Origin of the sequence: Microbacterium sp., assembly GCF_031179285.1 — a bacterium.
Lineage (GTDB): Bacteria > Actinomycetota > Actinomycetes > Actinomycetales > Microbacteriaceae > Microbacterium.
Map to the genome: position 1 here is coordinate 1 of NZ_JAPSHY010000002.1, position 26,956 is coordinate 26,956.

The window sequence follows — 26,956 nt, forward strand, 5'->3', positions numbered from 1 at the left end:
ACCCTCGCCGCCACCATGGACGAGGGCGCCGACAAGGCCGCCGAGCTGGCGAACGCCTGAGCCTGACTGAGACTGCGAAGGACTAGAGAAATGTCGATCTTCCTCAACAAGGATTCCAAGGTCATCGTCCAGGGCATCACCGGCGGCGAGGGCACCAAGCACACCGCCCTCATGCTCAAGGCCGGCACCCAGGTCGTCGGCGGCGTCAACGCACGCAAGGCCGGCACGACCGTCGCCCACACCGACAAAGACGGCAACCCCGTCGAGCTTCCCGTCTTCGGGTCGGTCGCCGAGGCGATGAAGGAGACCGGCGCCGACGTGTCGATCGCCTTCGTCCCCGGTGCATTCACGAAGGACGCGATGATCGAGGCCATCGATGCCGAGATCCCGCTGCTCGTCGTCATCACCGAGGGTGTGCCTGTCGGCGACAGCGCCGAGGCATGGGCGTACGCGCAGAGCAAGGGCAACAAGACCCGCATCATCGGGCCGAACTGCCCCGGCATCATCACACCCGGCGAAGCCCTCGTCGGCATCACCCCGGCGAACATCACCGGCAAGGGCCCGATCGGCCTCGTGTCGAAGTCGGGCACCCTGACGTACCAGATGATGTTCGAGCTGCGCGACCTGGGCTTCTCCACCGCGATCGGCATCGGTGGCGACCCGGTCATCGGCACCACGCACATCGATGCGCTCGAAGCCTTCGAGGCCGACCCCGAGACCAAGGCGATCGTCATGATCGGTGAGATCGGCGGCGACGCCGAGGAGCGTGCGGCCGAGTACATCAAGGCGAACGTCACCAAGCCGGTCGTCGGCTACGTCGCGGGGTTCACCGCTCCCGAGGGCAAGACGATGGGCCACGCCGGCGCCATCGTCTCCGGCTCGGCCGGAACCGCTCAGGCCAAGAAGGAAGCCCTCGAGGCCGCCGGAGTCAAGGTCGGCAAGACGCCGAGCGAGACGGCCGACCTCATGCGCGCGATCGTCGAGGCGCTCTGAGCTGAGTTACGCTTGATTCGAAGGCCCCGGGCTCCACCCCGGGGCCTTCGTCTTGCCTGACGGCTGGGGGGGTCCTTTCGCGGAGGATCCCAGGTTCTGCGGCCGTTTCGGGCCGCAGCGGCCGCAGAAGTTCGATATCGCCGCACAAGTTCAGGTGCCGACGCGTCGACTTCAGGATCGCCGCGGCACGACGGCATCCAGCAGCAGATCGAGCGCCTGATGCGCCTGTGCAGCCGACGCGGCGTCATCCGGATGCGCCGACAACCACAGGGCGAGTTCGTTCATGGCGCCGGAGAGGGCGGCCGTGACCGTGTCGAGGAGCGCGGGCGGGATGCCGGCCTCGGCCAGTCCCTCGCGCAACTGCGCGGCGGGGCCGTCGGCGTCGAGGCGCCGCCACTGCTCCCAACTCAGCACGGCCGGGCCGTCGACCAGCAGCACACGGGCGGCGGCGTCGCGGGTGATGCCGTCGAGGAAGGCGTGGCTGCCGAGGCGGAGCGCTTCGGCGGGGTCCTGCTCGGCGGTGGCTGCCACGATCGACTCGGCAAGAGTCTGCTGCTGGGCTCTCGCCACGGCGGTGAACAGCCCGGGTTTCGACGAGTAGTGGTGGTAGACCGCGCCGCGGGTCACCCCCGCCGCGTGGGCGATGTCGTCGACGGACGCCGCAGCGAACCCGGTCGCCGAGAAGTGGCGGGTGGCGACATCGAGGATCCGATGCGCTGTCGCGGCAGCCTCGGCTGCGGATGCTCTGGGCATGGGGTTCCTTTACGTGCGTCGTGTATGTATTGTAGCTGTACAGATACAAACACAACGTATGTAAAGGAGAGATCATGCAGGTCACGAGCTTCTACCCGGTGCTGATGGTGGACGATGTCGCCGCGACAGCGCAGTTCTACCGCGATGTTCTCGGCTTCGTGACGACGTTCGAGGCGGACTGGTATGTGAGCCTTCGGTTCGACGGTGGCGAATTGGCGATTCTCGACCACCGCCACGAGACGATCCCCGCCGGCTTCCGCAGGCCAGTGACCGGCTTGCTGCTGAACGTCGAGGTGCCGGACGCGACCGCCGAGCACGAGCGTCTGGTGGGCGCGATGGAGCTCGTCGAGCGTCTTCCGCTGCGTGATGAGGCGTTCGGTCAGCGCCACTTCATCGTCGAGGCGCCTGGCGGCGTGCTCATCGACGTGATCGAGCCGATCGAGCCCTCCGAGGAGTTCGCCGCCGCCTATGCCGGAGGGGCGACAGCCGGACGCTGACCGTGCCCGTCCATCCGTTCCCAGATCTTCGCGACGTGGCGCGCGTCGGTGCCGCAGCATCCGCCGACGACCCGAACCGCAGGAAGCTTCTTCAACAGGTCCGCCATCGTGGCGGCGAGGTCGGCCGGATCGCCTTCGTCGAGCTCGTCAGCCTCGTCGAGCTCGGCATGCGAGAGCCGTGAGGCATTGGGGCGGATGCCGATGATCCGGCTCGCGGTCTCGGGCTGCACGGCCAGAGCGAGGTGATCGGGATGAGCGCAGTTGAGCAGATACCCGTCCGGGGCGGCGATCGCGTCGACGTGATCGATCGTGTCGGCGAGAGTGCGTCCTGACGGCAGCAGGCCGTCCGTCTCGACGGTGAAGGAGATCTCCACCGGCACTCCGGCCTCCCTGGCCGCGCGGACGACCCCGGCGGCTTCGGCGGCATCCGTGAGCGTGTACGCCGCGATGACGTGGGCGCCGGCGTCGGCGAGGGCGCGCACCTGCGGCAGATGGTAGGCGTGGGCATCGTCTGCGCCGGTGACCGCGTCCCAGGAGCCCGGTCGATAGCCGTCACCTCGGGGCCCGATCATCCCGACGATGCGCACTTCGGGCAGATCCCGGTACTCCGCGGCGATCTCTCGAAGAAGCGTGATCGCATCGGCGTTGATGCGCCGAAGAGCTGCAGCGTCGTAGCCGAGCCGGAGGCCCCAGTCGGCGCTGGCCCGCCACGTGGCGGATTCGAGTCTCAGACCCGCCCCGTGTGCGCGAGCGATCTCGGCGTACCCGCGGTAGTAGTCCCGCAACAGGTCGCGGCCGCGGTCGTCGTCGAGCAGGACGAAGGCGGCGAAGTCGGGCAGGTCGACGCCGTGATGGAAGATCAGATCGGTCTCGAGCCCGCCATCGGTCACGAGGCGGGTTCGCGCTGCCGTGTCGGCTGCCGACATCGCTTCACCTTCTCCCTTGGAGGTGCTTCCGGTCTACCAGAGGCGCGCCGTCGCCGCCACCGGTTACATCGCCCGCGAACGCAGAGGGGCGGATGCCGCAGCATCCGCCCCTCCGGTGCGAGCCTCGTCTCAGATGCCGACGCCGAACAACGCCTCGATCGGCCCTCGTGCGAAGAAGATCAGGAAGCCTGCCCCGACCACCCACAGCAGCGGGCTGATGCTTCGCGCGCGCCCAGAGAAGGCGTGGATGAGGACCCAGCTGACGAAGCCCGCGCCGATGCCGTTCGCGATCGAGTAAGTCAGCGGCATGACCGAGACCGTCAGGAACACGGGCAGCAGCACGCGGAAGTCGGCGAAGTCGATGTGCCGGATCTGCGCCATCATCATCGCGCCGACGATGATCAGCGCGGCGGCGGCGATCTCGGTCGGCACGATCGACGTCAGCGGGGTGAAGAACATCGCGACCAGGAACACGAGGCCGGTGACGACGTTGGCGAGCCCGGTGCGCGCGCCCTCGCCGATGCCGGCACCCGACTCGATGAACACGGTGCTTGACGACGACGAGGTCGCACCACCGGCGATCGCGCCGACGCCCTCGACCACGAGAGCCGACTTGATGCGGGGGAAGTCGCCGTTGTCGTCGGCGAGGTTCGCCTCTTTCGCGAGCCCCGTCATCGTGCCCATGGCATCGAAGAAGTTGGTGAACAGCAGGGTGAAGACGATCATCACGATGGCGACGAGGCTGACCTTGCCGAGATCGAACGAGAAATCGACGGCACCGATCAGGCTCAGGTCGGGAACACTGACGGGCGAGCCGGTCAGCGCGGGCACCGTCAGTCCCCAGCCGCCCGCATTGACGACGTTGCCCTCGTCGTCGAATCCGCGCGGGCCGATCTGCCAGATCGCCTCGACGATGACGGCGAGCACCGTGCCGCCGATCAGTCCGATCAGCATCCCGCCCTTGATGCGCAGGGCGACGAGGATGCCGGTGATGATGAGAGTGACCACGAAGAGCAGGCTCGGCACGGTCGCGACGGATCCGTTCACGCCCAATCCCACGGGAGGAGAGGATGCTCCCGTGGCGGTGACGAAGCCCGAGTTGACGAACCCGATGAACGCGATGAAGAGGCCGATGCCGACCGTGATCGCGATCTTCAGCTGGAACGGCACGGCGTCGAAGATCGCCTTCCGCAGCCCGGTCGCTGCCAGCAGCACGATGATGGCACCGTTGATCATCACCAGCGCCATCGCCTCCGGCCAGGTGACCTGGCCGACGACCGAGAAGGCCACGAAGGCGTTGATCCCGAGGCCCGCGGCGAAGCCGAAGGGCAGGCGCGTCACGAGTCCGAACAGGATCGTCATCACGCCGGCGGTGAGGGCCGTGGCCGCCCCCACCGCGTTGAAGTCGAGCATGTCGCCGGCGACGTCTGGCTTGCCGGAAAGGATGATCGGGTTGAGGATCACGATGTAGGCCATCGTGACGAACGTCACCAGGCCCCCTCGGATCTCGGTGCTGACCGTCGAGCCGCGCCTGCTGATCTCGAAGAAGCGGTCCAGTGCGTTGGCGGGCTCTGCGGGCGCCTGGCGGGTGGGTGGGGCAGTTGTCATCGGGAAACCTCCGGAGAAGACGCTATCGTGTCGCCCGCACCGCGCGCGCCCCCAGGAGCAGCCGGGGTTCTCGTCGTAGTCTCGATTCGACATGCAACGCCTCCTCGTCGCGCTCCTCGCCGCCGTCGACGCTGCCATCGCGGCAGGGGTCGGCCTCGCCGCGCTGCTCGCTCCGCTGACCCTGCTCTGGACGATCGCCTTCGGGGCGACGGCCGACTGGGGAGCGCTCTGGCCGCTCACGGGCACGCTGTGGCAGTTCGGGCACGGCGTTCCGCTCGACGTCACGGTGCCGCCGGACGTGGTCACCGTCATCGGGGTGGCGCCGGAGGCTGCGTCTTTCGTCGTCTCGGTCACTCCGCTCGCCTTTCTGCTCTTCACGCTGCTGTTCGCTGCGCGTTCCGGCGCCCGGGCGGCGCGCGCCGGTGCATGGCTGCTCGGGTCCGTGGGTGGGGCTGCGGCCTTCGCCGCGATCGCCGCCGCGGTGGCCCTCACTGCCCGGTTGGATGTCGTCCGGACCCCGCTCGTGCTGTCGGTCCTCCTGCCGGCAGCCGTCTACCTCGTCGGCGCTCTGGCCGGCGCGATACGGGTGGCGTGGGAGAACGGTGACGAGGGGCTGCTGGATCGGGTGCGAGACGTCGTCGACAGCTGGGCCGACTGGGGTCCGGTGCCCGCGTCCGCGGTTCGGGGCGCGGCATTCGCCACGGTCGCGCTCTTCGGCGCCTCGGCGGTGGCGGTGGCGGTGATGACCCTTCTGCGCGGGGGAGAGGTCGTCGCCCTGTTCGAGGCGGCACGGGTCGACATCCTCGGGGCGACCGTCATCACGCTCGGGCATCTCGCGTATGTGCCCACGCTGATCGTCTGGGCGGCATCGTGGCTCGCCGGGCCCGGTTTCTCGGTCGGAGTCGGTACGGCGGTCTCGCCTGCGGGGACGCAGCTCGGCGTCGTTCCCGGCATCCCCGTCCTCGGCCTCCTGCCGGAGAACAGCTCGATCTGGATGCTCATCGTCATCATCGTCCCGATCGCGGCGGGAGCCGTCGCCGGTTGGGCCGTGCGTTCACGCCTCGTGTGGGAGGGGACGCCACTGGGCTTCTGGCCGCGGGCCGTCATCGCGGTGAGTATCGCGATGCTCACCGCGGGCGTCGCCGCGGTCGCCGCGCTTCTCGCCGGCGGTTCGATGGGACCCGGAAGGCTGGCGGATGCCGGCCCTGCCGTCGGGCCGTTCGCCCTTGCCATCGGGGCCGAGGTTCTCGTCGGCGCCGCCATCCTGCTGCTGTCACCGCGCAACCGGGATGAGCTCGCCGAGGAGCGTACCGATCGGTGGGTGGCCGAGATGGCGGCATCCGAGGCCCCTGCCATCGCGGACGCGGATGCCGGCGCGGGTGCCGGTGCGGAGCATGAGACCGTTCCGTTGGACGACCTCCGAGACGCTTTCAGAGCCTCAGTGCGCAAGCCCGCGGATCCCGCTGATTGAGGGGGCTCCGCGGCCGTCGTGCCCGCGGCACGCATGACCGGGGCGCGAATGCCGGACCGCTGAGTGCGATTCGGTCATGCATTCCGTCGCACGTCATGCATTCGGTGCGGTGTGGTGCACCGGGCCGTCCGGCTCGGAACGGTCGTCTGTTCGTGCGCCGGTAGACTGTCCGGGTGCTCACGGTCGCCGTTCTCATCTCGGGCACCGGCTCGAACCTTCGTGCCCTTCTCGAGGCCGCTCGTCACCCCGATTTCCCCGCCAGGGTGGTCGTGGTCGGCGCCGACCGCGAAGCAGACGGGCTCGCGCATGCCGAGGCATTCGGCATCCCCAGCTTCACCGTCCCCTGGCACGAGCACGACAGCCGCGAGGCCTGGGGTGAGGAACTCCTGCGTCAGCTCGCCGTCTGGACGCCCGATCTCGTGGTGCTGAGCGGACTCATGCGGCTGCTGCCGCCGGCGGTCGTCTCGGCCTATTCGCCACGACTCATCAACACGCATCCGGCGTACCTGCCGGAGTTTCCCGGTGCCCACGGCGTCCGCGATGCGCTCGCCGCCGGCGTCACCGAGACCGGGGCCAGCGTTATCGTCGTCGATGACGGCGTCGACTCCGGACCGATCCTCGCGCAGGAGCGGGTGGCGGTTCTGCCCGGCGACACCGAGCACACCCTGCATGAGCGCATCAAACCCGTCGAACGTCGCCTGCTCATCGACGTGATCCGCCGCATCGCCACCGGCGAGCTGCCGCTGAGCGCGGCATCCTCACCTGCCAACTGACCACCGACGCACGCCCTACGCCCGAAGGAGCCCACCATGGCCGGCCCCCGACACGACCCCTCGCTGTACCGCGATCGCGACACGGTGCCGATCCGCCGCGCGCTGCTGTCGGTGAGTGACAAGAGCCGCCTGCTCGACCTCGCGGCAGCGCTCGCCGAAACGGGCGCCGAGATCGTCTCGACCGGCTCCACTGCGGCCACGATCCGCGAAGCCGGGTTCGAGGTGACAGACGTCGCCTCGGTCACCGGGGTGCCAGAGATGCTGGACGGTCGCGTGAAGACGCTGCACCCGGCCGTGCATGCCGGGCTTCTCGCCGACCTCCGTCTCGAGGACCACGAGGGCCAGCTCGAGAACTTCGGCATCGAGCCGTTCGAGCTCGTGGTGGTGAACCTCTACCCGTTCGTCGAGACCGTGGCTTCGGGCGCCGTGGGTGACGACGTCGTCGAGCAGATCGACATCGGCGGACCGGCCATGGTGCGCGCCTCGGCGAAGAACCACGCGAACGTCGCGATCGTCGTCTCGCCGGAGTCGTATCCGGCCGTCATCGACGCCATCCGCGCCGGCGGTACGACGCTGGCCCAGCGCCGCGAGCTGGCCGCTCGCGCCTTCGCGCACACCGCCGCCTACGACACCGCGGTGGCGTCGTGGTTCGCCGAGGGCACGCTCAACGAGCCGGGCGACCTGCCGGCGCACCTGACCATTCAGGCGGAGCGCCTCGCGACCCTGCGGTACGGCGAGAACTCGCACCAGCGAGCCGCCATCTACACCCGCGTCGGCGGGCACGGCATCGCGCAGGCGACGCAGCTGCAGGGCAAGGAGATGTCGTACAACAACTACGTGGACGCGGATGCCGCGCTCCGCGCCGCCTACGACATGGTGCTGCCGTCGGTGGCGATCATCAAGCACGCCAACCCCTGCGGCATCGCGACCACGGCGCCCAATGCGCTGGACCCGATCGCCAGCGCTCACCTGCGCGCACACGAATGCGACCCGGTGTCGGCGTACGGCGGCGTGATCGCTGCGAACGGAACCGTCACGTTGAAGATGGCCGAGAACCTCAAGGACATCTTCACCGAGGTCATCGTCGCGCCCTCGTTCGAACCGGCGGCCCTCGAGGTCTTCAAGGCCAAGAAGAACCTCCGTCTGCTGCAGCTGCCGGAGGACTGGCAGCAGGAGCGGATGGACGTCCGTCTGGTATCGGGCGGCCTGCTGCTGCAGGATGCCGATCGCTTCCCCGACGACATCGTGTCGGTGGCGAAGAACTGGGAGCTCGTGTCGGGTGAGCGGCCCAGCGACCAGGAGATGGAGAATCTCATCTTCGCGTGGAAGGCCTGCCGTGCCGTGAAGTCCAACGCCATCGTTCTCGCCAAGGGCAACGCGACGGTGGGGGTCGGCATGGGTCAGGTGAACCGTGTCGACTCGTGTCGGCTGGCGGTCGAACGGGCCGGCGACCGCGCTGTGGGATCGGTGGCGGCGTCGGATGCGTTCTTCCCGTTCGCCGACGGCGCGCAGGTGCTCATCGACGCGGGGGTGACCGCGATCGTGCAGCCGGGCGGGTCGGTGCGCGATGAAGAGGTCGTGGATGCCGCGCGCAAGGCGGGCGTGACGATGTTCTTCACCGGGGAGCGGCACTTCTTCCACTGAGGATGCCGGTTCTCGCGGGCACCGGGTAGGTTGTCTGGATGCGCCCGTCGAGATGTGCCGTTTCGATGATCGCCCTGGTCGTCGTCGCGGTGCCGCTCGCCGGCTGCTCGGCCGACACCCTGATCTGGGGTGCTGACGGCGCGAGAGTGATCTCCACGACGGAGCAGCTTGTGCAGCTCGCGAAAGACGGCGAGGGTGATCGGCTGGCGTGCCCGGGGGCCGTCGCGGATTTCGGCGGAGCTGACGACTGGGAAGCCCTCTCGGCGGGCGAGCCGGAGCGGTTCCACGCAGACTACTGGCCCGAGCAGGAGGCGTTGGACCCGGTGTGGAACATCAATCTCGAACTCGGAGGCGACAGCGCCGAGCCGGGTCTGGTGTTCCCCGGTGACGTGTTCTATCGCGAGACAGATGCCGGACTGTGCGTGATCGACGTCGCCTGGTCGACGGTGCTGGGCTGAGGGGCACTGCGGTCTGCATCCGACGTCCGTTGGGCCTGTGCTTGACCTTGCCATAGTGTCAAGCCCCAAGCTGGATCCATGTACAGCATCGGGGAATTCGCAACGTTCGGTCGGGTCAGTGCGCGGATGTTGCGTCACTACGACGCCATCGGTCTTCTGAAACCGGCGCACATCGACAGTTCTACGGGGTACCGAAGATACGGGATCTGGCAGCTGTCCGATCTCTCCCTCATCGCCAGTCTCCGCGATCTCGGCGTGGGGCTTCCCGCGATCGGGCTGATATTCACCTCGGGCGACCGTGATTCCGCCCTTCGCGCCGTGCTCACTGACCGCCGGACAGACCTGCTGGAGTCCATTCGCACCGACACGGATCGACTCGACCGCATCGAGACCCGACTGAAGGAGATAGGAGAACGCCCCATGGACAGGAGCATCGAGTACACCCCGATCGAGGAGCTCACCGTCTACGCCACCCATGCCATTGCCGAAGGCGGTGGACCTGATCGAATCGGCGAGACCATCGCCACGCTGATCCCTCGACTCGATGAGGCGTTGGAGTCGGCCGGTCGGCCGCTGATCGAACCGGGCATCTTCTGGTACGTCCCCGGAGAGGATTCCGACGATGTCGAGGTGCACATCTCATACATGGCCGAACCGGAAGCGACTCCTGGGCGCGGCTATGACGTGGTGCGGCTCCCTGCGGTACCGATGATGGCTCGGCTCCGCCACCACGGCGACATGTCGGGGATCGACGAGTCGTGGGCGGCTCTGATGTCGCAGATCGTCGCGGATGGATACGTGATGGCCACACCTACGCGAGAGGTCTATGTCCACGCGCCGGGTCACGAACCAGGCGCAGATTGGATCACGGAGCTTCAGGTGCCCGTGACGCGCGCTGAAACCCCATGAAGCCTCTTCGGTCGTCGGCGCAGGTCAACGGGGCCGGTCATCGTGCGGCACGCCAGGGAATGGAGGGCTGGGATGCTGCAGCTCGTCCTGCCCGTCGTGACGTGGCCGCTGATCGCGTTGGCGGTGATTCAGATCATCGATGGGCTGATGTCCGTCAAGCCCGTTCGTTACGTCGCTGAGGGTTTCGAAGCGGTCAATCTGTCTCGTCGTCTGTGGTGGATGATCGCGCCCTTGAAGTTCGCTGCCGCCACCGGGCTGATCCTCGGAACATGGGTGCCTTTCCTCGCGGCTCTCGCCTGTGCGGCGTTGGCGGCCTCATTCCTCGTCGCGATCGGCATGCACCTCGGTGCGCGGGATCTCAGTCGGAACCGGTTCATCAATGCGATCGGGATGTTCGCGATCTGCGCGCAGGTGGGCCTGCTGAGTTTCCTCAGCTGGTAACGCACCCGCGGGTTGCGGGGACCGCACAGCGATGTCCGATTTCCGCCAGCCGACGTCCGCGCCTCGTGTCAGAGTAAGGGCATGAGCTTTCCTGTCACCGACTTCGATGAGCGATACCGGGCGATCAGCGCGCGCGACACCCGCTTCGACGGACAGTTCGTGACCGCGGTGCGCTCCACCGGGATCTACTGCCGTCCGAGCTGTCCTGCCCGCACCCCGAAGCAGCAGAATGTGACCTTCTACCCGACCAGCGCGGCAGCGCACGAGGCAGGGTACCGAGCATGCAAGCGCTGCCTCCCCGAGGCCGCACCGGGGTCTCCGGCATGGAACCTCCGCAGTGACACGGCGGCGCGGGCCATGCGCCTGATCGCCGCCGGCGTCGTCGAGCACGAGGGAGTGCCGGGGCTCGCCGCACGCCTCGGCTACTCGAGCCGGCACCTCACGAGACTGCTGGTCGCCGAACTCGGCGCCGGGCCCCTCGCCCTGGCCAGGGCGCACCGTGCGCACACCGCCAGAATGCTGCTCGTCGGCACCGACATGCCGATCTCCGAGGTCGCCTTCTCCGCGGGCTTCGCCAGCATCCGTCAGCACAATGACACCATCCGAGAGGTCTTCGGACTCACTCCCGGCGAGCTGAGAGCCAGGCGCCGTTCCGTCGCCGGACGGGGGAGCGGGGCAGCGGATGCCGGCGTCGGTGGCGCCGCCGGCGCCATCGAACTCGTCCTCCCATACCGCGGGCCGCTGGACGCCGCCGGCATCTTCGAGTGGATGGCGGCGCGGGCACTCCCGGGCGTCGAGACGTCGACACCCACCTCCTTCGCGCGGCACCTGCGCATGTCGGGAGGTGCGGCGTGGTTCGAGGTGAGGCAGGACGTGGAGGGACGGCTGCGTCTGCGAGCCAGGGTCGCGCGGCTCGGCGACCTCGCTCCTCTCGTCGCGACGGTGCGGAGGCTCTTCGACCTCGACGCCGACCCGATCGCCATCGACGAGGCGCTGGGGGAGCACCCTGAGCTCGCGCCCCTGGTCAGGAGGACCCCCGGCATCCGCGTTCCCGGCTCCGCGGACCCGCACGAGATGCTCATCCGGGCGATGGTGGGCCAGCAGATCACCGTGGTGGCGGCACGCACGGCGCTGACCGCGTTGGCGACCGAACTCGGGCAGCCGGTCGAACCACTCGGGCAGGAGACCGGGGGGCGACTCTTTCCGACCATGGAGGCGATCGCCGAACACGGCTCCGAGGTGCTGCGCGGGCCCGCCGCCCGTATCAGGGCGATCACCGGTGCCGCCGCCGCTCTCGCCGACGGATCGCTCACCCTGACCGTCGGCGATGACGGCATCGAACAGCGTCGCGCGCTGCTCGCCATGCCGGGCATCGGGCCGTGGACGGCGGACTATGTGCGGATGCGCGTCCTCGGCGATCCCGACGTGTTCCTGCCCGGTGACGTGGCGGTGCGAGCGGGGGCGGCGGCATCCGGCCTGCCCGCGGAACCCGCGCCGCTCACCGCGTGGACCGAACGCACCGCACCATGGCGCAGCTACCTGACCGCTCATCTCTGGCGCGCGGTACCGCCTCGGCCGGCTGCCGCCCGCCGCACCGCGACGCCCACGACCTCGAAGGAGACATCATGACCGCAGTCATTCAGACGCTGGACACGCCGGACGGCCCGTTCACGATCCTCGCCGACGACCGTCAGCGCGTGCTCGCCTCGGGCTGGACGAGCGACCAGCAGGAGATCGTGGCGCGGCTGTCGCCGGCTGCGCGCCCCGTCACGATCCGTGAGGGAGAGACCGATGCGGCAGCCGCCGCGCTCGCCTACTACGCCGGAGACCTGTCGGCCATCGACGCGGTCGCGGTGAAGCAGACCGGGACGGCCATGCAACTCGCCGGGTGGGCGGCCCTTCGCGGCATCCGACCGGGATCGCCGCTGACCTACACCGGATTCGCGGCCGCCCTCGAGAATCCGGGAGCCGTGAGGGCCGCGGCGTCGATCTGCGCGCGAAACGCCCCCGCGCTCTTCGTGCCGTGCCATCGCGTGCTGCGCACCGACGGCACCCTCGGCGGCTTCGCCTGGGGCCTCGACGTGAAGGAGCGCCTCTTGGCACGAGAGCGCGGCGCGCTCGTCTGACCATCGAGATTCACTGCGACTGCCAACCGGCCGATCGACATGATCGGCCGGTTCGTGGTGTCTCCGGATGAATCTCTGAGCGAGATGGGAATGCCTCTTGCATACAGCTGGTTCACAGCAATAGGCTGATGGGCTGTCGCGCCAACCGGACGACATCGCCGAGCCCTGAGGAGGACACCATGATCACGATCTCTGTCGCGCAGATCACCACTCCCGGCTCGAGCTCGGTGCGCCTTCGCGGCTAGCGTCGCCTTCACCTCCACGACTCGGATGCCGGACTCCGTGAGTCCGCTCCCGCATCCGCCCTCCCTTCCGCAACCGCTTTTCCATACGAAACTCGTCTGAGAGACATGTCCTCCTCGCCTTCAACGCCGAAACCGTCCCCTTCGTCAGCTCTCTCCACACCGGCCGCGCTCTGGCGGCTGAAGCCCTTTGTCAAGCCTGTCGTCTGGCGGCTCGCCGGCGGTGCCGCCAGCGCACTCGCCGCGGCCGTGATCGCCCTGATGATCCCGATCGTGCTCGAGCAGATCATCGCCGGCCCCGTCCGCTCCGGCGAGGTCAGCGCCATCGTCTGGGGCGCCCTCATCGTCTTCGCCCTCGCCCTCGGCGAGGCGGTGATGGTCTGGCTGCGACGCCAGTTCGTCCTGAACCCGGCCACCGAGGTCGAATACCAGATGCGCACGCAGCTGTACGCGCGTCTGCAGACGCTGCCGGTGTCGTTCCACGACCGCTGGCAGTCCGGGCAGCTGCTCAGCCGCATGATGCAGGACATCGGCCTGATCCGGCGCTGGCTCGCGTTCGGACTCGTGCTGCTCGTCGTGAACATCCTCACAATCGCGATCGGTTCGGTGCTGCTGTTCGGCTGGCACTGGCTGCTGGGCACGATCTTCCTCGTCACGGCGATTCCGCTGTGGATCCGCGGATACCTCTTCGAGAAGCGCTACGGCGCCCTCACCCGGCGCAGCCAGGACCAAGCCGGCGATCTCGCCACGAGTGTCGAGGAGAGCGTGCACGGCATCCGCGTGCTGAAGGCCTTCGGGCGCGGCAAGCACGCGCTCAGCCGCTTCAGCCGCCAGGCCGAGACGCTGCGCGAGACCGAGATGAGCAAGGCGGGCGCGATCGCGTCGATCTGGTTCTGGCTCGACCTGATGCCGCAGATCGCGTTCGGTCTCAGCCTCATGTCGGGCATCTGGCTCATCTCGCAGAACGCGATCGAGCTGCCGCAGCTCTTCGCCTTCTTCGCGATGGCGACGGTGCTGCGCTGGCCTATCGAGTCGATCGGGTTCCTCTTCTCCTTCATGCTCGACGCGCGCACCGCGACCGATCGTGTGTTCGAGATCTTCTCGGAGACGAACTCGATCAGCGACCCGGAGAACCCGGTGCACATCGAGGACCCGCGCGGCGAACTGGTGTTCGAGAACGCCCACTTCCGCTATCAGGACGCCGGCGCGCACGAGCGCGATCTGCTCGACGGCATCGATCTCGTGCTGCGCCCCGGCGAGACGATGGCGCTCGTCGGTCTCACCGGCAGCGGCAAGACGACGCTGACGACCCTTCCGGCGCGCCTCTACGACGTCACGGGCGGGCGGGTGACGCTCGACGGCGTCGACGTGCGCGATCTGACGCTGGCCGAACTGCGCCAGCACATCGCGATGGCCTTCGAGGACGCGACGCTGTTCTCGGCATCCGTCCGCGAGAACGTGCTGCTGGGCCGCGCCGACCTCGACGTTCACAGCGAGGAGGCGGAGCGGGTGCTCCGCGAAGCGCTGGACGTCGCCCAGGCGGCCTTCGTCGACTCGCTCCCGGAGGGAGTGGAGACCATCATCGGTGAAGAGGGGCTGAGCCTGTCGGGCGGGCAGCGGCAGCGCCTCGCGCTCGCCAGGGCCGTGGCCGCGAACCCTCGCGTGCTCGTGCTCGATGACCCCCTCTCGGCGCTGGACGTCGACACCGAGGCGCTGGTCGAGGAGGCGCTGCGTCATGTGCTCGCGGAGACCACCGCACTCGTCGTCGCGCACCGCCCCTCGACGGTGGCGCTCGCCGACCGCGTGGCGCTGCTCGAAGCGGGCCGCATCACTGCCGTCGGCACGCACGCCGAGCTGCTGAAGTCGAGCAGGCACTATCGGCACGTCATCTCCAGCCTTGAGGCTGAGGAGGCCGCGAGGACCGGCGCGATCCCGATCATCTCGCAGGATGCCGCCGAAGCCGACGACCTCGAGGACGCCGAGGCCGCGTTCGCGAAGGAGGGCGACCTGCCCGAAGAAGAATTCATCACCGAAGAGGAGGTGCAGGCATGAGCTCCGACATCACCGGAACCCAGAACGAGGACCGTTCGAACTACACCCGCGAGGAGAGCAAGGCCATTCGCCGGCGTTCCCTGCGGCTGCTCGGCTCGCTCGTGCGCCCGCTCAAGGCGCAGGTGATCCTCGCCGCTGTCGTGCTCGTCGTCTCGACCGCCCTCACGGTGGCAGGGCCGATCCTGATCAGCATCGGTCTCGACCGGGCTCTCCCGGCCGTGATCGAGGAAGCGGACTGGATGCCGACGCTCGTGATCGGCTTCGTGTACCTGGCGTCGGGTGCCGCCGCCGCCGCCCTCATCGCCTGGTACGTGATGATCGCCGCACGGATCACGCAGGCCGTGCTGCTGGATCTGCGAAAGCGCATCTTCCTGCACACTCAGCGGCTGAGCCTCGAGTTCCACGAGTCCTACACGTCCGGTCGCATCATCTCGCGCCAGACCAGCGATCTGGATTCCATCAGGGAGCTGCTCGACGGCGGGCTCAACAACCTCGTCTCGGGCGTGCTGTTCGGTGCCTTCACGTTCATCGCCCTCGTCATCTGGGACTGGCAGTCGGGCGTGATCCTCGCCCTCGCCGGCATCCCGCTGATGATGCTGATGCGCTGGTTCTACTCGCGCTCGCAACTGGTCTACCGGGAGTCCCGCGTGATCAGCGCGAAGGTGATCGTGCAGTTCGTCGAGACGATGACCGGCATCCGCGCCGTCAAGGCGTTCCGTAAGGAGCCGCGCAACGACGTGACCTTCCAGAAGGTCGCGGGCGACTACCGCGACATCAACCGCCGCTCGATGCTGCTGTTCGGCACGTTCGAGCCCGGGCTGATGGGCGTCGCAGCTCTCACGCTCGGACTCGTCGTCCTCTGGGGCGGCATCCGCGTCTCGACCGACGTGCTCAGTGTCGGTGTGCTGCTGTCGGCGGTGCTGTACGTGCGGAACTTCTTCGCTCCGATGCAGGAGATCGCGATGTTCCTGAACTCCTACCAGTCCGCCACGGCGGCTCTGGAGAAGGTGTCGGGCGTGCTCGAAGAGCAGCCGACCGTGCCGGATCCCGAGAAGCCGGTAGACCTCTGGGAGTCGCGCGGTGCGATCCGCTTCGACGACGTCACTTTCGGCTACAACGGCGAGAAGACGATCCTGCCGAACTTCTCACTCGACATCCCGGCCGGGCAGACGATCGCGCTGGTCGGCACGACCGGGGCGGGCAAGTCGACCCTGGCCAAGCTGATCTCCCGGTTCTACGACCCGACTCTCGGCAAGGTCACCCTCGACGGCGTTGATCTGCGTTCGCTGCACCCGAAGGACCTTCGGCGTGCGATCGTGATGGTCACCCAGGAGGCGTATCTGTTCAGCGGCACGGTCGCCGACAACATCGCGCTGGGAAAGCCCGATGCGACGCTGGACGAGATCAGGGCCGCCGCGAAAGCGGTCGGGGCGGACGAGTTCATCTCATCGCTGCCGGACGGATACAACACCGACGTGAACAAGCGCGGCGGTCGCGTGTCGGCGGGGCAGCGACAGCTGATCTCGTTCGCGCGGGCGTTCCTCGCCGACCCAGCGGTGTTGATCCTCGACGAGGCGACGGCGTCGCTCGACATCCCGTCGGAGCGCCTCATCCAGGACGCTCTGCAGACGCTGCTGGCCGACCGCACCGCGATCATCATCGCGCACCGGCTGTCGACCGTGGCGATCGCGGATCGGGTGCTCGTGATGGAGCACGGCAGGATCATCGAGGACGACACCCCGGCTGCCCTCATCGGCGGAACCGGCAAGTTCGCCCAGCTGCACGCGGCATGGCAGGAGACGCTGGTCTAGATCTGGGTGTCGTCGCTCCGAGCCTCGACTTCTGCGGCCATTTCCATGTTCTGCGGCCATTCCGACGAGGAATGGCCGCAGAACGTGGGCCCGGCCGCGATAGTTGCTGCACGGCGGGCGCCGAGGTCTCGCTCACGCCCGTCGCGCGCGGTCGTGCGGGCTCAGATGCAGTCCGCGCGCGATCGCCGCAGCCACGGTCTGCTCGACGCGTTCCCACTGATGGATGATCTGCGCATAGGTGAAGCGCAGAACGGTGTATCCACGCAGCCGGAGCTCGGCGTCATGCGCCACATCTCGGCTCCGGTCGGCTGATGTCGAGTGGTGTGCGAAACCGTCGATCTGGACGACGAGGTGCGTTCCGATCACGACATCGACCCGGTGACCCGCCAGCCGCACCTGCTGACGGATGGGCACGCCCCAGGGACTCAGACGCACGACGAACACAGTCTCGATCCCCGAGTCGGAGAGCCCTCTCACGGTGCCGGCGAGTGCACGACAGGCAGCTCCTCGCCAGCGCACAGCTCGCAAGGATTCGATGTCGAGAGATTCGACTCTGATCGCCGACTCCCAGATCGCGAGCGCGTCTTCGTGGTCGAAGCACTGCGCGATGTGCGCCAGCGCATCTTCGACGGATGCCGTCAGGATCCGCTCTCCGCCATCGACCAGCGGGGCGGACCAGTGCAGCACTGCGTCCTGGCGGTGTCGGTGAGCGTTCGGACCGACGTGCAGATGGATACCGTGAGTCGCACCGTCGGGAATCCACCACCCGCGTCGGCGTGCGAGTGAGGTGCAGGTGAGGCGGGCGGTCGCGGATGCCGCCGCGACCAGGTCGGCCGGCGCTTCAGCAAGCGCGATCCATTGCGCTCGGACGCGCTGGACGCGGCCCGCTCGGATCGCTGCTCGGACGTGATCCGGGGTGAAGCCGCGGGCGGCGGCATCGCGCCGATGCGCTATGCCACCCCGAGTGCTGAGCCATTCGACGACATTCATCGACTCATGGTGCGGTGGGGCGGCAACCTTTCGCGTCGGCATCCGCACGAATCGTGGAGAGAATCATCATCGGGGGCGTTGTGCATGAAGAGTGGGGACGAACTTTCGCGGCATCCTCCAACTTCTGCGGCCTGATCCGGCCCGGGTGGCCGCAGAACATCGGAATGGCCGCAGGAATCAGGAGTGGTGGGCGGCGACGAGGCGACGAATGCGGCGGATGCCCACGACGCGAGAACGTCGGATCCCGACGCCCACGACGCGCGCCGCGTGGGTAGCATCGAAGGATGGATCCGTTCCTGCTGGCAGCCGAGTTCTGGTGGGTCGCGCCGAGCGCGGTCGGCGCCGGTGCGGCCGGGGCTGCCGGGCTGCACTGGCGCGGCAAAGCAGGCGGTCGCCGTCTGGCCTACGACGCCGCCCGGCATGATCTGCGCGCGGCGCAGCAGCGGGCGAACGAGCGGCGCATGGCGGTCAGGATCGCCCGGGCCGATCTCGCGCGGATCACGGCCGATCGCGCCGCGCATCGTGCGACGCCCGAGCAGGTCGCCAGCGCCCGGCGGATGCTGCGCGAGAGGGAACGAGACGCCAAGGCCGCCCTCGCCGACGTCCGCGCCCGGCGGGTGCGGCTCAATGCGGCTCGAGCCGCCATCCCGGCGGCATCCGCCCCCCGGCCTCTCGAGCGCCTGTACGCCGAGCACGATGCGGTGACCGCGAGGTGGATGCAGTACGAGACCGACCCTGCCCGGCTCATCGCTTACCCCGCCATGACCGACGTCCGGCAGCCGGCCACGGCCGCCTACCTGCGGGCGGTCGCCCACGCGAACGAGCTTCGCCGCACGGCAGGAGCGAGGATGACACCGGCGGAGTTCGCCGCCTATCGGGATGCCGTCGCCGAGCTCGAGCGAGCATTCGAGATCGCCGAACACGCGGCGCGCGTGCAGGCCGGCGACGCCCCGTCCGCACCGGGCTGGCAGGAGAGCGCGCAGGAGGTGCTCTCACGTTCCGCTGAGGCGCTGGATCGGGCAGCGGGTGCGGCCGCATCGGCCTTCGCGGCATGGTCTGAGCGCAATCGCGGCCGCACCACCTCGCGCACCGACGGCGCGGCGCCGCACCAGGCGCCCGCCGGCGACGGCGCCGACCGCGGCGGCCGGGCACCGCGGAGCGACGGCGAGACGCGCACATCCGGCCCGACGTGGCCGGTGCCGCGTCGCGACAGTCTCTGACCCCGGGCGCCCGCTACGCGCCGACAGTGCGCGTCCGCACGAGTTCGCGGTACCAGTGCCCGGAATCCTTGACCGTGCGCTCGAGGGTGTCGAAGTCGACCCGGACGATCCCGAAGCGCTTGGCGTATCCGTAGCCCCACTCGAAGTTGTCGAGCAACGACCAGACGAAGTACCCGCGCAGGTCCACACCGCGCTCGAGCGCTCGGTGTGCGGCGGTGAAGTGCCGGCGAAGATAGTCGGTGCGCTCGGGGTCGGGGACCGAACCGTCCTCCGCCACCTCGTCCTCGAACGCAGCGCCGTTCTCGGTGACCATCAACGGCTGCTCGGGGAACTGCTCCGACAACGACACGAGCAGCTCCTCCAGCCCCTCCGGCGCGATGTTCCAGCCCATCGACGTGTAGGGCCCCGGCTGCTCGACGAACTCGACGACCCCGTCGCTGCCGGGCCAGGCCGTTCCGCCTTCGGCGCCCTTGTGACCATCGTTGCGCTGCTGGGGTGAGACGCCGTCCCACAGGCGCACGGTCGCGGTGGAGTAGTAGTTCACGCCGAGCACGTCGATCGGCTGATGGATGGTCGGAAGATCGCCCTCGCGGACGAAGCTCCAGTCGGTGACCGCCGCGGTGTCCTCGAGCAGGTCGGAAGGGTACTCGCCGCGAAGGATCGGGTGCGTGAAGGCGCGGTTCGCGAGGGCATCGATGCGACGCATCGCCTCGGCGGCTCCGTCGCCCTGCCCGCGCAGCACGTGGAAGTTGAGCGTCACCGAGTAGTCGGGGTCACCCGTCGAGGTCGCTCGCAGCGCCTGCACTGCTCGTCCGTGCGCGAGATTGAGATGGTGGACGGCGGCGAGAGCGGATGCCGGCTCGTGGCGTCCCGGAGCGTGGCCGCCCTGGCCGTAGCCGAGGTAGGCGGAGCACCAGGGCTCGTTGAGGGTCGTCCAGGTGTGCACGCGGTCACCGAGCGCGGAACCCATGATCTCGGCGTATCGCTCGAATGCGTCCGTGGTCCGACGGTCGGTCCAGCCTCCGGCATCCTCGAGATACTGCGGAAGGTCCCAGTGGTACAGCGTCGCCACCGGACGGATGCGGCGCTCGAGCAGCCCGTCGACGAGACGGGAGTAGAAGTCGATGCCGGCCTGATTGACCTCACCGGAGGCGGTGGGGACGATGCGCGGCCAGGCGATGGAGAAGCGGTACGCCTGCAGTCCGAGGTCGGCCATCAGATCGAGGTCCTCCTCGGTCCGGTGGTAGTGGTCGCAGGCCACGTCACCGGTGTCGCCGTTCCAGACCCTGCCGGGCGTCTTGCTGAACGTGTCCCAGATCGACGGTGTGCGCCCGTCCTCGGCCGCGGCTCCCTCGATCTGATACGAGGCGGTGGCCGAGCCGAACGTGAATCCCTCGGGGAACACGAGGCCGGAGCCCCGGTAGTCGTCGAGCGGTGCGAAGGGGGCGGTCATCCGGTGATCTCCTCGAGGTCGACATCGTAGGTCTCGGTGCGGCCGTCGGGACTCGTCACGGTCACCGAGCGCGTTCCCGCACCGCCGGCGAACACACGCAGCTGCAATCCGTCATGGTAGTCGTACTCGGGTGTGTCGACGCGCGCACCCCAGGCGAGCGCCGTGCCCGGGCGCACGTACAGTGGCAGGGAGTCGAAGCCGTGGATCTCCCGCCGCCACACGCCTCCGGTGACCGTCTCACCGGTCAGCAGCGAGGTCCACTCACCCGCGGGCAGGTAGAAGTCGACGGCGCCGTCGGACGAGAAAACCGGGGCGACGAGCAGATCCGAGCCGAGCATGTACTGCCTGTCGAGGTACGTCACCGCTGGATCGTCCGAAAACTCGAGCACCATCGGGCGCATGAGCGGCACACCCGTCGCTGCAGCGTTCAGCCCCTGCTGGTACAGGTACGGCATCAGGCGCATCTTCAGGTGCGTGAAGCGCCGTGTCACCTCGACGGCCTCGTCATCGAATGCCCACGGCACGCGGTACGAGCTCGAGCCGTGGAAGCGCGAGTGCGAACCGAGCAGGCCGAACGCCGTCCAGCGCTTGAACACCGCGGCATCGGGCATGCCCTCGAAGCCGCCGATGTCGTGACTCCAGAACGCGAAGCCGCTGAGCGCCAGCGATAGCCCGCCGCGCAGGGTCTCGGCCATCGAGGCGAACGTCGAGGTCGAGTCGCCGCCCCAGTGCACGGGCATGCTCTGACCGCCCGCCGTCGCCGATCGGGCGAACAGCACCGCTTCGCCCTCGCCGCGAGCCTCGGTGAGCACCTCGAACACGGCCCGGTTGTACAGGTCGGTGTAGAGGTTGTGCATCCGTTCCGGGTCGGCCCCGTCCGCCCACACCACGTCCGTCGGGATGCGCTCGCCGAAGTCGGTCTTGAAGCAGTCGACGCCCTGGGCGATCAATGCGCGCAGCTTGGACTGGTACCACGCCGTCGCGGCGGCGTTCGTGAAGTCGACCAGGCCCATGCCCGCCTGCCACAGGTCCCACTGCCACACCGACCCGTCGGCGCGGGTGACGAGAAACCCCTGATCGGCGGCCTCGCGGAAGAGCGGCGAACGCTGCGCGATGTACGGGTTGATCCACACGCACACGCGGATGTCCTTGTCGTGCAGCCGACTGAGCATCCCCTCGGGATCGGGGAAGACTCGCGGGTCCCACTCGAAGTCGCACCAGTTGAACTCGCGCATCCAGAAGCAGTCGAAGTGGAAGACCGAGATCGGCAGGTCGCGGGCGGCCATCTCATCGATGAAGGAGTTCACGGTCTGCTCGTCGTAGTCGGTCGTGAAGCTCGTCGACAACCACAGGCCGTACGACCAGGCGGGAACCACCGGCGGCCGGCCGGTCAGCGCCGTGTAACGGCCGAGCACGTCCTTCGGAGTGGGGCCGGCGATCACGAAGTACTCGAGCACCTCGCCCGACACCGAGAACTGCACTCGCTCGACGGACTCCGATCCGATCTCGTAGGAGACATGCCCGGGGTCGTTCACGAGTACGCCGTACCCGCGATCCGACACGTGGAACGGCACGTTCTTGTACGCCTGCTCACTCGAGGTCCCCCCGTCGGCGTTCCAGACCTCGACGCTCTGACCGTTCTTGACCAGCGGCCCGAAGCGCTCACCGAGTCCGTAGATGTGCTCGCCGACGCCGAGGTCGAGCTGCTCGTGGATGAACACGGATGCCGCAGGCGCTCCGCCGCCCTGACGGGCGTTGCTCACGATGCCGGCATCCACCTGCGCATCGTCGGCGAGGCGGATCCAGCCCTGTGCCTTGTGGCCGCTGCCCGTCACCCGGCGGCCGTCGACCTCGAACGAGAGATCCCAGGGGGACCCCGGAGCGATCCGGGCGACGAGGGTTCCGGCATCCAGCACCCCTCCGGCGTCGGAGACGGAGACGGATGCTGCCCCGCGGCCGGCCCCGGGAAGGGCGAAGCCGCCGTGCCACCGGGATCCGGTGTGGTGCGCGATGCGAACGCGGATGACGCCCTCGGCGGGCGACGAGAGGGTGGTGGTCAGCACGGGGCGGTTGAGTACGTCGCCGCGCTTGGCGATCACCATCGTCGGGGCGGTGATGACGAGGCCGGGGCCGTCGGGGGTGTCGGTCTCGCTGACGTCGTACGCCTCCTGCGCGTAGAGCGCGGTGACGCCGGGACGCAGCTGCCAGAACCCGTCGGTGAACTTCATTACTTGACTGCTCCTGCCGTGATGCCGCGTGTGAGCGTGCGCTGGAAGATGAGGAAGAAGATGAGCGTGGGGATGATGCCGAGCAGTGCCGACGCGCTGGTGGTGGTGACGTCCATCAGGCGGTCTCCCTGCAGCACGCTGATCGCGACCGGTACCGTCTGGTTGGCGTTCGAGGCGAGGAACGTCAGCGGGATGAGGAACTCGTTCCACGTCCAGATGAAGAAGAAGATGAGCAGCACTGACAGCGTCGGCCGGCTGATCGGGAAGATGACCCGCCAGAGGATCTGCCATCGGCTCGCGCCGTCGAGAGACGCAGCCTCCAGCACCTCCTTCGGGAACGTGCCGTACACGGAGGACAGCAGGTACGTGCCGAAGGCCGCCTGGATCACCGTGAACACGATGATCACCGACCACACGTTGTCGTACAGTCCGACCGACTTGAACATGTAGTACAGGGGGTAGAGCAGCGCCTCCTGCGGCAGCAGGTTGGCCATCAGAAACAGCAACACGATCCAGCTGCGGCCGCGGATGCGGCCGATCCCGATGGCGAAGGCGTTGAGCATCGAGATCACCACCGCGAGGACGGCGACGATGCCGGAGATGAAGATGGAGTTCCAGACCTTCTCCGGGAAGTTCACGCGCTCCCAGAACTTGATGATTCCGCCGAAGTCGAGCGTCTCGGGAACAGCCAGGGGCCCCGATGTCGCATAGTCGACCGGCGACTTGAACGAGTTCACGAGCACGAGGTAGAAGGGCGCGATGACCAGCAACGCTCCCACCACCACCAGGGCCAGCAACAGCCAGTCGACGGGCCGCTTCTTCGTCATGCCGCCGCGAGGCCGGCTCTTCGCCGGCTTTCCGGTCACGATTGCCGTGGTGGCGTTCATCACAGACCCGCCCTTTCCTTGCGCTCGAGAGAGTTCTGCACCCGGATGAAGATGATCGACACGATGACCACGACGATCGTGAGCACGGTGGCGATGGTCGCTCCGTAGCCGACGTTCCGCTTCGTGAAGAACTCCTGGTACGCGTAGTAGGCGGGAACGAGCGTGGCACCGGCGGGCCCGCCGCGAGTGATGATGTACACAGGACCGAAGACCTTGAGCGCCGCGATGGTGCAGGTGAGGGTCACGACGAAGATCTCGGGTCGGATGATGCTCATCGTTATGGCGGTGAAGCGCTGGAGCCAGTTGGCGCCGTCGAGCTCGGCCGCCTCGTACAGCTCGGGGTCGACGCGCTGCAGGGCGGCCATGAAGACCACGACCGGGTATCCCAGCTGCACCCAGACCATCACGACCATCAGCACGATCAGCGCGGAAGGCATCTGCCCCAGCCAGTCGTAGGCTCCAAGGCCGAACGCCCCGAGGATCTGGTTGAGCGCTCCGTCGCCGCCGGGACGCACGATCCAGCCGATCACGATGCCGGCGACCGCGATGGGCAGGATCTGCGGGAGATAGTAGGTGGCCCGCAGGAAGCTGCCGACCTTGCCGCCGAACTTGCGCCCGACAACGTCGAACAGGAGAGCGGCGACGATCAGCCCGACGATCGTCGGTACGACGACCATGGCGAGGATCATCCACACCGAGTTGGTGAAGGACGTCCAGAAGTCGGTGTCGGTGAGGATCTCCTGCCAGTTCCCGAGCCCGATGAACTCGGGTGTGCGCACACCCTTCCACTCGGTGAAGGTGAGGTACACGTTCCAGACGAGCGGAACGATCACGACCACGAGCAGGAGTGCGAAGCCGGGGAGCAGGTACACCCTGTTGGCGCCGGGCCCGCCGGGGCGCTGCGGGATGGTGGGCTGTGCGGGCGGCCTTTTTGTGCGGCGCTGCCGTGGCGGGGGGGCCCCCCCCCCCTCCGGGGGGGGGGGGGCGGGGGCGGCGCGGACGCCGCCCCCGCCAGTGGATCAGCGGTACTCGGAGGTTCCCTCGTCGTACTGCTCACCGAGATTCGTGTTGGTCGTCTTCACGTCCTGCACACCGGTGACGAGTCCCTGGAGCTCCTGGACGATGACGTCGTAGAAGCCGGGTGCGGGCCAGTCCGGGTAGAACGAGAGGCCGTCGGCATCGAGGACGCCGTTGAAGGTCTCGATGAGTTCCGCACTCTTCTCGTCAGTGATGTCCGCGGTGTCGGCAGCGACCGGAAGGCCGCCGTTGTTGCCGATGATCGCCTGGATCTCCGGTCGCATCGTGATGTCGATGAACTCGTAGGCGAGTTCCTTGTTCGCCGCATTCTCCGGGACCACCCAGAGGTTGCCGGACGAACCGAGCGAGAGGTCAGCGCCCGGGAAGGCGGTCATCGACCACTCGAAGCTCGTGGCCTCGGCGACGAAGCGTCCGAACCACCAGGAGCCCGATACGAAGATGGGGGAGGTGCCGTTGATGAACGAGACACCGGCGTCCTCCGCCTTGACCGACGAGACATCCGAGGCGATGTACCCCTTGTCGACGTATTCCTTGAGGGTCTCGGTCGCCGAGGTGATCTCGTCACCCTGCCAGTCCACCGGCTCCTTGTAGAGCTGGTAGTCGTCGACGAAGCCACGGTCGCCCTCGAGGAGCGCGAGCTGGTACCAGAGCTGGCCGAGCGGGTACTCGGCGCCGGCTTCAGCGAGCGGGGTGACACCCTGCGCGACGAACGCATCGAGCACTTCGACGAACTCCTCATAGGTGGTGGGGATCGCGAGCCCGGCGGCCGCGAAGGCGTCCTCGTTGTAGTAGACGCCGACGAACTCGCCGTAGTTCGGCACGCCGAACCAGGTGTCGCCGCCCATGACGCCGTCCTCGGAGTACTTCGCGGTCGTCTGGAGCGACGGCGCGAGCTTGTCGTCCCACCCGTATTCCTCGACGGCGTCGGAGATGTCGGCGATCAAACCGGTCGAGGCGAGGAACCCGGCGGTGGCGTTGCCCTTGTTGAACTCCATGAGATCGGGGGCGGCATCCGTGTCGAGCACCTGGCTGGCGGTCTTCTGGATCTGCTCGAAGGATTTCTCCTCGAACTCCACGGTCGCGCCGGTCTCCTCTTCGAAGATCTTGATGGCCTCGGCCCACGCCTTGCCCATCGCGCTGTCGGCACCCTCGTAGTGCCACAGCTTGAGCGTGTCGCCGTCGCCGCCTTCGCCTGCGGAGCCGGCGCTGCAGCCGCTGAGAGCGATACCGGCGGCTGAGAGCGCGGCGATCGCGGTGAGCGCCTTTGTCCTGCGGATGTTGCGTGCCATCGTCGGCACTCCTTTCTCGGGTGGCCCCTTGGGCCGGACACTTCTCTGGGTCAGGTGTTCAGTTGTGGCTGCGTACGTCGAAGCGTTTCGACGAAAGTGATGCGGGGGCGGGGCGCGGTCCGGGATCAGCGACGAGGCGACACCGAGTCGGCGATGTGGTATTCGGGTGGAATGAGGTGGATCTGAGCCGGCACCCTGTGACCTTCGAGATGGCGAACGGCGAGGTCGACGGCGAGGTCGCAGGACTGCTGCGGCACCAGGGGGATCGTGTCGAGCGGCACCGTCAGCGTCGACGTGTCGAATGAGGCGGCGGCGGAGACGACCGAGACGTCGGTGCCGACGCGAAGGCCGTGCTCGTCGAGAACGGTGAGCAGGGTCTCATGCACGTCGTTGGCGGCATGGACGATGAAGGCTCGATCGCCTCGGGCAAGTGCCGACTCGGCAGCCGATCGCACAGCTGCGGTGTCGGTCGAGGATGCGCCTGTGGTCTCCGATCGGAGCGCGATGCCGTGATCGAGCGCCCGGGTCTGCACGCCGTGCAGCAGGCGGCGAGGGAAGTTCGACTTGCGGTACGAGACTTCAGTCTGCCCGAGTAGCGTGACGCGTGTGTGCCCGGCATCCGCGAGGCGATCCACGGCGAGGTGGCCGGCAGCCTCGAAGTCGAGATCGACGCACGTCAGCCCGTCCGGGTCGTCGGGGATCCCGATGAAGACCGTCGGCGTGCGTACGGCACGCGCGATCGCCGCGCGCTCGTCGTCTGGCGCGACGTCCAGCACGAGAATCGCGTCGACGAGGTTGCTTGCGGCCACGCGGTTCATGCCGTCCGACGCCTGCTCGTCTGTCAGAAGCAGGATGTCGTATCCCCGTCGACGTGCTGCCACCGCCGTCGCGAGCACGAACGCCATGTGCGTCGGGGCGTGCGTGTCCGCACGCAGCGGCTCGGTCAGCGCGAAGATGTGAGTACGGCGGCCGGCGAGCATCCGGGCCCCGGCGTCGGGCTCATAGCCGAGATCACGCGCGGCCTTCTCGATCCGTGTGCGGGTCTTGTCGGAGATCGGCCGCTTGCCGCTGAGCGCGTAGGAGACGGTGCTGATCGACACACCGGCGGCTTCCGCCACCTCGTGAATCGTCGTCATCGTGACCCCAT

The 26,956-nt window shown here is 68.1% G+C and carries 23 protein-coding genes; 13 read left to right on the top strand and 10 right to left on the bottom strand.

Going from position 1 to position 26,956, the window contains the following annotated elements:
• Positions 1 to 90: 90 nt before the first annotated feature.
• Positions 91 to 993, top strand: coding sequence for a succinate--CoA ligase subunit alpha (gene sucD / locus RIN18_RS01250; RefSeq protein ID WP_309102121.1), 903 nt, complete (start codon positions 91 to 93; stop codon positions 991 to 993).
• A gap of 171 nt (positions 994 to 1,164) precedes the next feature.
• Here the strand turns inward: sucD and RIN18_RS01255 are convergent, their stop codons facing one another.
• The gene (locus RIN18_RS01255) at positions 1,165 to 1,746 is read right to left on the bottom strand and encodes a TetR family transcriptional regulator (protein ID WP_309102122.1); all 582 of its coding nucleotides are present in this window, start codon (positions 1,744 to 1,746) and stop codon (positions 1,165 to 1,167) included.
• Between the two features lie 74 nt (positions 1,747 to 1,820).
• Between RIN18_RS01255 and RIN18_RS01260 the strand changes: the two genes are divergently transcribed.
• The gene (locus RIN18_RS01260) at positions 1,821 to 2,243 is read left to right on the top strand and encodes a VOC family protein (RefSeq protein WP_309102123.1); all 423 of its coding nucleotides are present in this window, start codon (positions 1,821 to 1,823) and stop codon (positions 2,241 to 2,243) included.
• Here RIN18_RS01260 and RIN18_RS01265 read toward each other — a convergent pair.
• A complete protein-coding gene (locus tag RIN18_RS01265) occupies positions 2,213 to 3,169 on the bottom strand; it encodes a homocysteine S-methyltransferase family protein (protein WP_309102124.1) in 957 nt (318 codons plus the stop codon). The two genes, RIN18_RS01260 and RIN18_RS01265, sit on opposite strands and share 31 nt — an antisense overlap.
• A gap of 129 nt (positions 3,170 to 3,298) precedes the next feature.
• On the bottom strand, positions 3,299 to 4,777 hold the full coding sequence (locus RIN18_RS01270) for an NCS2 family permease (protein ID WP_309102125.1): 1,479 nt from the start codon (positions 4,775 to 4,777) through the stop codon (positions 3,299 to 3,301).
• 91 nt (positions 4,778 to 4,868) lie between these two features.
• Between RIN18_RS01270 and RIN18_RS01275 the strand changes: the two genes are divergently transcribed.
• From RIN18_RS01275 to RIN18_RS01320, 10 genes are all read left to right on the top strand, one after another.
• Positions 4,869 to 6,248 carry a DUF6350 family protein gene (locus RIN18_RS01275; RefSeq protein WP_309102126.1) on the top strand — a complete coding sequence of 460 codons (1,380 nt, stop codon included), beginning with the start codon at positions 4,869 to 4,871 and terminating at the stop codon, positions 6,246 to 6,248.
• A gap of 173 nt (positions 6,249 to 6,421) precedes the next feature.
• Entirely contained in the window at positions 6,422 to 7,021 is a 600-nt protein-coding gene (gene purN, locus RIN18_RS01280; protein WP_309102127.1) for a phosphoribosylglycinamide formyltransferase, read from the top strand.
• 36 nt (positions 7,022 to 7,057) lie between these two features.
• Positions 7,058 to 8,665, top strand: a complete 1,608-nt coding sequence (purH, locus tag RIN18_RS01285; protein ID WP_309102128.1) for a bifunctional phosphoribosylaminoimidazolecarboxamide formyltransferase/IMP cyclohydrolase — start codon at positions 7,058 to 7,060, stop codon at positions 8,663 to 8,665.
• A gap of 38 nt (positions 8,666 to 8,703) precedes the next feature.
• Positions 8,704 to 9,123 (top strand): hypothetical protein, encoded by a 420-nt coding sequence (locus RIN18_RS01290; protein ID WP_309102129.1) that lies wholly within the window; start codon positions 8,704 to 8,706, stop codon positions 9,121 to 9,123.
• Positions 9,124 to 9,201: 78 nt separating this feature from the next.
• Entirely contained in the window at positions 9,202 to 10,032 is an 831-nt protein-coding gene (locus RIN18_RS01295) for a MerR family transcriptional regulator (RefSeq protein ID WP_309102130.1), read from the top strand.
• 72 nt (positions 10,033 to 10,104) lie between these two features.
• Positions 10,105 to 10,473: a DoxX family protein gene (locus RIN18_RS01300; protein ID WP_309102131.1), complete on the top strand. Its 369-nt coding sequence runs from the start codon at positions 10,105 to 10,107 to the stop codon at positions 10,471 to 10,473.
• A gap of 81 nt (positions 10,474 to 10,554) precedes the next feature.
• The gene (locus RIN18_RS01305) at positions 10,555 to 12,102 is read left to right on the top strand and encodes an AlkA N-terminal domain-containing protein (RefSeq protein ID WP_309102132.1); all 1,548 of its coding nucleotides are present in this window, start codon (positions 10,555 to 10,557) and stop codon (positions 12,100 to 12,102) included.
• A complete protein-coding gene (locus RIN18_RS01310) occupies positions 12,099 to 12,599 on the top strand; it encodes a methylated-DNA--[protein]-cysteine S-methyltransferase (protein ID WP_309102133.1) in 501 nt (166 codons plus the stop codon). Before RIN18_RS01305 ends, RIN18_RS01310 begins: the two co-directional genes overlap by 4 nt.
• A gap of 350 nt (positions 12,600 to 12,949) precedes the next feature.
• Positions 12,950 to 14,893: an ABC transporter ATP-binding protein gene (locus tag RIN18_RS01315; RefSeq protein ID WP_309102134.1), complete on the top strand. Its 1,944-nt coding sequence runs from the start codon at positions 12,950 to 12,952 to the stop codon at positions 14,891 to 14,893.
• The gene (locus tag RIN18_RS01320) at positions 14,890 to 16,704 is read left to right on the top strand and encodes an ABC transporter ATP-binding protein (RefSeq protein ID WP_309102135.1); all 1,815 of its coding nucleotides are present in this window, start codon (positions 14,890 to 14,892) and stop codon (positions 16,702 to 16,704) included. Before RIN18_RS01315 ends, RIN18_RS01320 begins: the two co-directional genes overlap by 4 nt.
• A gap of 132 nt (positions 16,705 to 16,836) precedes the next feature.
• Here the strand turns inward: RIN18_RS01320 and RIN18_RS01325 are convergent, their stop codons facing one another.
• Positions 16,837 to 17,694: a DUF559 domain-containing protein gene (locus RIN18_RS01325; protein WP_309102136.1), complete on the bottom strand. Its 858-nt coding sequence runs from the start codon at positions 17,692 to 17,694 to the stop codon at positions 16,837 to 16,839.
• 284 nt (positions 17,695 to 17,978) lie between these two features.
• On the opposite strand from RIN18_RS01325, the gene RIN18_RS01330 reads away from it, so the two are divergent.
• Entirely contained in the window at positions 17,979 to 18,914 is a 936-nt protein-coding gene (locus tag RIN18_RS01330; protein WP_309102137.1) for a hypothetical protein, read from the top strand.
• 13 nt (positions 18,915 to 18,927) lie between these two features.
• Here the strand turns inward: RIN18_RS01330 and RIN18_RS01335 are convergent, their stop codons facing one another.
• From RIN18_RS01335 to RIN18_RS01360, 6 genes are all read right to left on the bottom strand, one after another.
• The gene (locus RIN18_RS01335; protein WP_309102138.1) at positions 18,928 to 20,367 is read right to left on the bottom strand and encodes a GH1 family beta-glucosidase; all 1,440 of its coding nucleotides are present in this window, start codon (positions 20,365 to 20,367) and stop codon (positions 18,928 to 18,930) included.
• Positions 20,364 to 22,595, bottom strand: coding sequence for an alpha-xylosidase (gene yicI, locus RIN18_RS01340; RefSeq protein ID WP_309102139.1), 2,232 nt, complete (start codon positions 22,593 to 22,595; stop codon positions 20,364 to 20,366). Before yicI ends, RIN18_RS01335 begins: the two co-directional genes overlap by 4 nt.
• Entirely contained in the window at positions 22,595 to 23,482 is an 888-nt protein-coding gene (locus tag RIN18_RS01345) for a carbohydrate ABC transporter permease (protein WP_309102140.1), read from the bottom strand. Before RIN18_RS01345 ends, yicI begins: the two co-directional genes overlap by 1 nt.
• Positions 23,482 to 24,390, bottom strand: a complete 909-nt coding sequence (locus RIN18_RS01350) for a carbohydrate ABC transporter permease (protein ID WP_375163480.1) — start codon at positions 24,388 to 24,390, stop codon at positions 23,482 to 23,484. Before RIN18_RS01350 ends, RIN18_RS01345 begins: the two co-directional genes overlap by 1 nt.
• A gap of 111 nt (positions 24,391 to 24,501) precedes the next feature.
• Complete coding sequence (locus RIN18_RS01355) at positions 24,502 to 25,809, bottom strand: extracellular solute-binding protein (RefSeq protein WP_309102142.1); 1,308 nt, start codon at positions 25,807 to 25,809, stop codon at positions 24,502 to 24,504.
• Positions 25,810 to 25,934: 125 nt separating this feature from the next.
• The gene (locus tag RIN18_RS01360; RefSeq protein WP_309102143.1) at positions 25,935 to 26,945 is read right to left on the bottom strand and encodes a LacI family DNA-binding transcriptional regulator; all 1,011 of its coding nucleotides are present in this window, start codon (positions 26,943 to 26,945) and stop codon (positions 25,935 to 25,937) included.
• Between the last annotated feature and the right edge of the window lie 11 nt (positions 26,946 to 26,956).